A 3,589-nucleotide genomic window follows, 5' to 3' on the forward strand; every position below is an offset into this window, starting at 1 on the left:
ACGGTGAGGTGGTCGACCGCGATCGTGAACAATGCTCACGTCAGGCCGCGATCTCTATCTCGCCACCGACGCGCCCATACCGGCAAACCCCAGCTACATGCCGCCCACTCTCTTAGCTACTAAGAACCCCTTATGTCACGACACCACAATGAGATACGCGGGCGGTCACCTGTGAGGGTGACCGCCCGCGTATCGTTCCGCCGTCGTGCTGCGGTGTCCCGTCCGCTAGGGCCAGGGTTGGACTAGCTGTGGGTGAACCAAGCGTTGGAAGTCGCGCCGGTGATGGTGTCGACCTGATCGATGATCTCGGTGCAGGGCGAAGCATAGTGAGACTTGGTGTAGTCGATCTGGTAGCCGCGGGCACCCATCTCGATCCACCCGGTCTGTCCGGCGGGTACGGTCCAGGTGTACCCGACGGTAGTTGTTGCAGTCGCGCTGGCACCGACAGTGACACCGACGGAGGCGCTGACCTGGGCAAAGACGACCCCGGCATCGGCGGACGAGGTTGCCGAGAGCGATCCCGAAACGGTGCTGGAGTCAGCGGTGCTGTAGGACAGGATGCCACCACTACTGCCGTAGACACGTGTGGAGGGATTCGGCAAGTACACGTCGGCGTAGCTGGTGTTGTAGAAGTAGCCCGTCTCGCAGACCTGGGTGGACGGCGGGGCGTCCGGGGCCATCGGGGCTTCCTGGGACTGCGGCGCGGCGCTTGCGGGCGCTACGGTCGCGGCGATCAGGGCGGCTGTTGCACCCAAAGTGGTCAGAGCGGTTGATGCCAGTTTCATTGGTTCTCCCCCGTTGTTCTGATGTTCTCTGATGTGTTCTTGCTTCGGTCCGTATCTCATTCTCGTACCCTGCATTTTTAATGCAGAATTCTGCTCAAGCGGATTGTTCGCCCGAGTGAATTTAGGTGCCCTCTACCCCGTAGGCGGTCACGTAGTAATTGACTTCCGGGGGCACGTCGACGTCGATGAATTCCGGGACGGTGTCCGGGTCCGCCGGGTCGTACGGGCTGGTGGTGTAGTTGTTGATCATTGGCCCCCCGCAGGAGCCCCCGCCGGTGGCAGCAAGCGCCGGATCGGTGTCGTTACCGATCGTGATGTCGTAGCTTGACTCGCTGTCGCAGATCAGCACGATCATCACCGCTTCGTGTACCTGAGCATCCGGAACGTTGAAGTTCCCCGGCCCGGAACTCTGTTCGTTGAGCAATACCTCGCCCGTCCTGGCACGCTCATCTGCTACACCAGGGTTGTCCTGCCAGTAATCCACCACACTCGTCAGCGGAGAAAAAACAGAATCCCGATCCGCAGTAGGCTCCTGCGTCACCAATGCATCAGATGGAGCATCGGACGGAGTCTGAGATGCCGTTCCGGAGACCGCTGTGGGTGCCGGCTCACTCGAGGGCTCGTCGGTCTGGGTGCTGCAGCCTGCCAGGCCCAATGCCACCGCCGACAAACTCGCGAATAAGAGATATCTTTTTTCCATCCATCAACCCTTGTACAGACGAATCCATGCGTCAACCCACGTCGATAATTTTTGATACACAACAATAGAAATTTTTCCGCTATTTGCACTGTTTTGGCGTGTCGGTCTTGTGTCAACCGTACGTAGGAATCCAAACGCATCGTGTCAAGCATCTGACGCTTCATATGAATAAAAATCTCACAGCTCGCGAGTATGAATTGGAAAGTGATATTTGTGAAGTCTCAGAACATCGTGGACGGATCTACACTCCCGATCGTGAAGAGCAGATTTCTAGCCACACTCTCCAGTGGCAAGTGACGCGTAGCGTTGCGCGGCAGCTCGTAACGTCAGCGCTCGAATCCACGTTCCGGCCGCTGATCCCTCACCGGTGGCCGTATGACGGGGGTTTGTCCGGGTGCTGGCCTGGTAGGTCTTCTTCCTGGCTGCAGGGTCGGGAAGGACAGCTCGATGAATCGTCGGGCCTCGCGGAGCTCAGCGGCTTCCGCGGCTCGTCGTTCGCTGAGCTTCACCGTGCTCTGTTGCTGGTTTCCGATGACCGCGCTCTGACTACTGCGGGCCTTACCCGGCGTCTTCTGCCTCGGTGCTTGGATCAGGTCGAAGTGCTTCTCCAGGGCGGTTGCTGCACTCTGCGCAGCCCGGAAGTCCTGCCGTGCGTGCCAGACCTGGCCGGTGTCGCTGACCCGGCTGACCACGATGTGCACGTGGTCCTCTCCATGGCGGACCATCACCCAGGGGTGTTCCTCGTAGCCCATCCGCTCGGCCATGATCGTGGCCGCGTCCCGCCACTGCTCATCAGTGAGCCGGCGATCCCCCGGCGCGGTGCGTAGCGAGACCTGCCAGATCGGTTTGCGGATCTCCGGCCGGGTACCGGCAGCCTCGCGCAGATCCGCCGCCCAGGTTCCCCCCTCGGTATGGCCTTCCCTGCCCAGGTTCCCGCCGATCACCACCCCGCCGGAGTGCCGGCGATTGTCCACCGTGTACTGGTGCTCGTTGGCCTTCCCCGGCCCATGCAGGTACGCCGCGATGTCCCCGGACCGCTCACCCCGGGTGATCTTCGCAATCACGCAGTCACCGGCCTCTCAGCTCATCCCGGACAGACCCGAGCAGCTCCCGGGCCGCCTCGAGGTTCCGGGCAACGTCCTCGATCGCCGGCCCCGGCCCACCACCCAGGGCCGAGGTGTTCAGGGCTCTGGCGATCTGGTTCAGGTTCGAGCCCATCCGGGCCAACTCAGCACGCATCTGACGCACCTCAGCCATAGCGGCGACAGGAGCCGTAGCGGTGCGGTCCTCGAGGCGAGCCGTGACCGTCTCACGCACCCACCGACCCATCTGCCCCCGACCCTCAGCCTCAGCAGCCACAACCCACGCTGCGTGCTCCTCCGGGGTCAGCCGGACCGCCACGGTCTTCGTCCGCTCACCCCGCGGACCCGCCGGCACCTCACCAGGTGCGGCGGCCGGCTCCTGGCCAGCAGCCGCTGGCACCGGATCAGCAACGGGTGCCGGCTGCCTCAACAAGCTGAACCAGCGCGACGAGTCAGCCATGACGAGCACCTTCCGACCGGGGCACCCAAGGAAGCCGCCACACGCGCCAGCGGTGGCCGCCCCGCAGGGCAAGGGATTGACGGAACGAGAAGGTCGCGCAGCGACCGCAGCGTTACGCCAATCATACCTTGCATCGCCCGTGGGTGGTCCGACAGCGGAGGAACATAACCCACACACGGGCAGGGGGTGTGAGGGCATTCTGGGCGAGCTCTGCGAGACCGGAATGCCCTCACACCGTGGGCCGCAGGTCCACACCGGGACCCGTCCAGGGTCCCGCAAACCAACCCAGCATCAGGCACCCTGTAGGAACACCAGAGGCCTGATCGCTTCGCCGCTTACTGGGGACCAAACCGCTAATGAACTACCTGTCAGCTCACTGCCTGGGCGCGCGTTGTACCTGGTCGCCGCAGCTGGGCTACCGACGCTAACCGACAAGGGCTACTAGCCTCGGGCTTTCATGAGGTAGTTGCTGGCGGGGGTGTGTTTAAGGGCTGAAAGGTGCCCCTGACGTGGGAAAATGTTGTTACCACACAGCAGATTCCGACCATATCGAGGGAGCACC

4 protein-coding genes are annotated in these 3,589 nt (G+C 62.6%); all 4 read right to left on the minus strand.

Annotation, left to right across the window (positions count from 1 at the left end; translation table 11 throughout):
• Positions 1-242: 242 nt before the first annotated feature.
• Positions 243-785: a hypothetical protein gene (locus E8P82_RS14850; protein WP_136455826.1), complete on the minus strand. Its 543-nt coding sequence runs from the start codon at positions 783-785 to the stop codon at positions 243-245.
• Positions 786-906: 121 nt separating this feature from the next.
• Entirely contained in the window at positions 907-1,326 is a 420-nt protein-coding gene (locus E8P82_RS14855) for a hypothetical protein (protein ID WP_136455827.1), read from the minus strand.
• Between the two features lie 485 nt (positions 1,327-1,811).
• Complete coding sequence (locus tag E8P82_RS14860) at positions 1,812-2,549, minus strand: relaxase/mobilization nuclease domain-containing protein (protein ID WP_136455828.1); 738 nt, start codon at positions 2,547-2,549, stop codon at positions 1,812-1,814.
• Positions 2,550-2,553: 4 nt separating this feature from the next.
• Complete coding sequence (locus E8P82_RS15540; RefSeq protein WP_425456050.1) at positions 2,554-3,225, minus strand: plasmid mobilization protein; 672 nt, start codon at positions 3,223-3,225, stop codon at positions 2,554-2,556.
• Positions 3,226-3,589 lie beyond the last annotated feature (364 nt).

The sequence above is a fragment of the Arthrobacter echini genome (assembly GCF_004803505.1).
GTDB classification, from domain to species: domain Bacteria; phylum Actinomycetota; class Actinomycetes; order Actinomycetales; family Micrococcaceae; genus Arthrobacter_D; species Arthrobacter_D echini.

What these genes read in the sequence shown, in the direction of transcription:
- E8P82_RS14850 (WP_136455826.1), bottom strand. Translation starts at nt 785, where the DNA reads ATGAAACTGGCATCAACCGCTCTGACCACTTTGGGTGCAACAGCCGCC.
- E8P82_RS15540 (WP_425456050.1), bottom strand. Translation starts at nt 3,225, where the DNA reads ATGCCCTCACACCCCCTGCCCGTGTGTGGGTTATGTTCCTCCGCTGTC.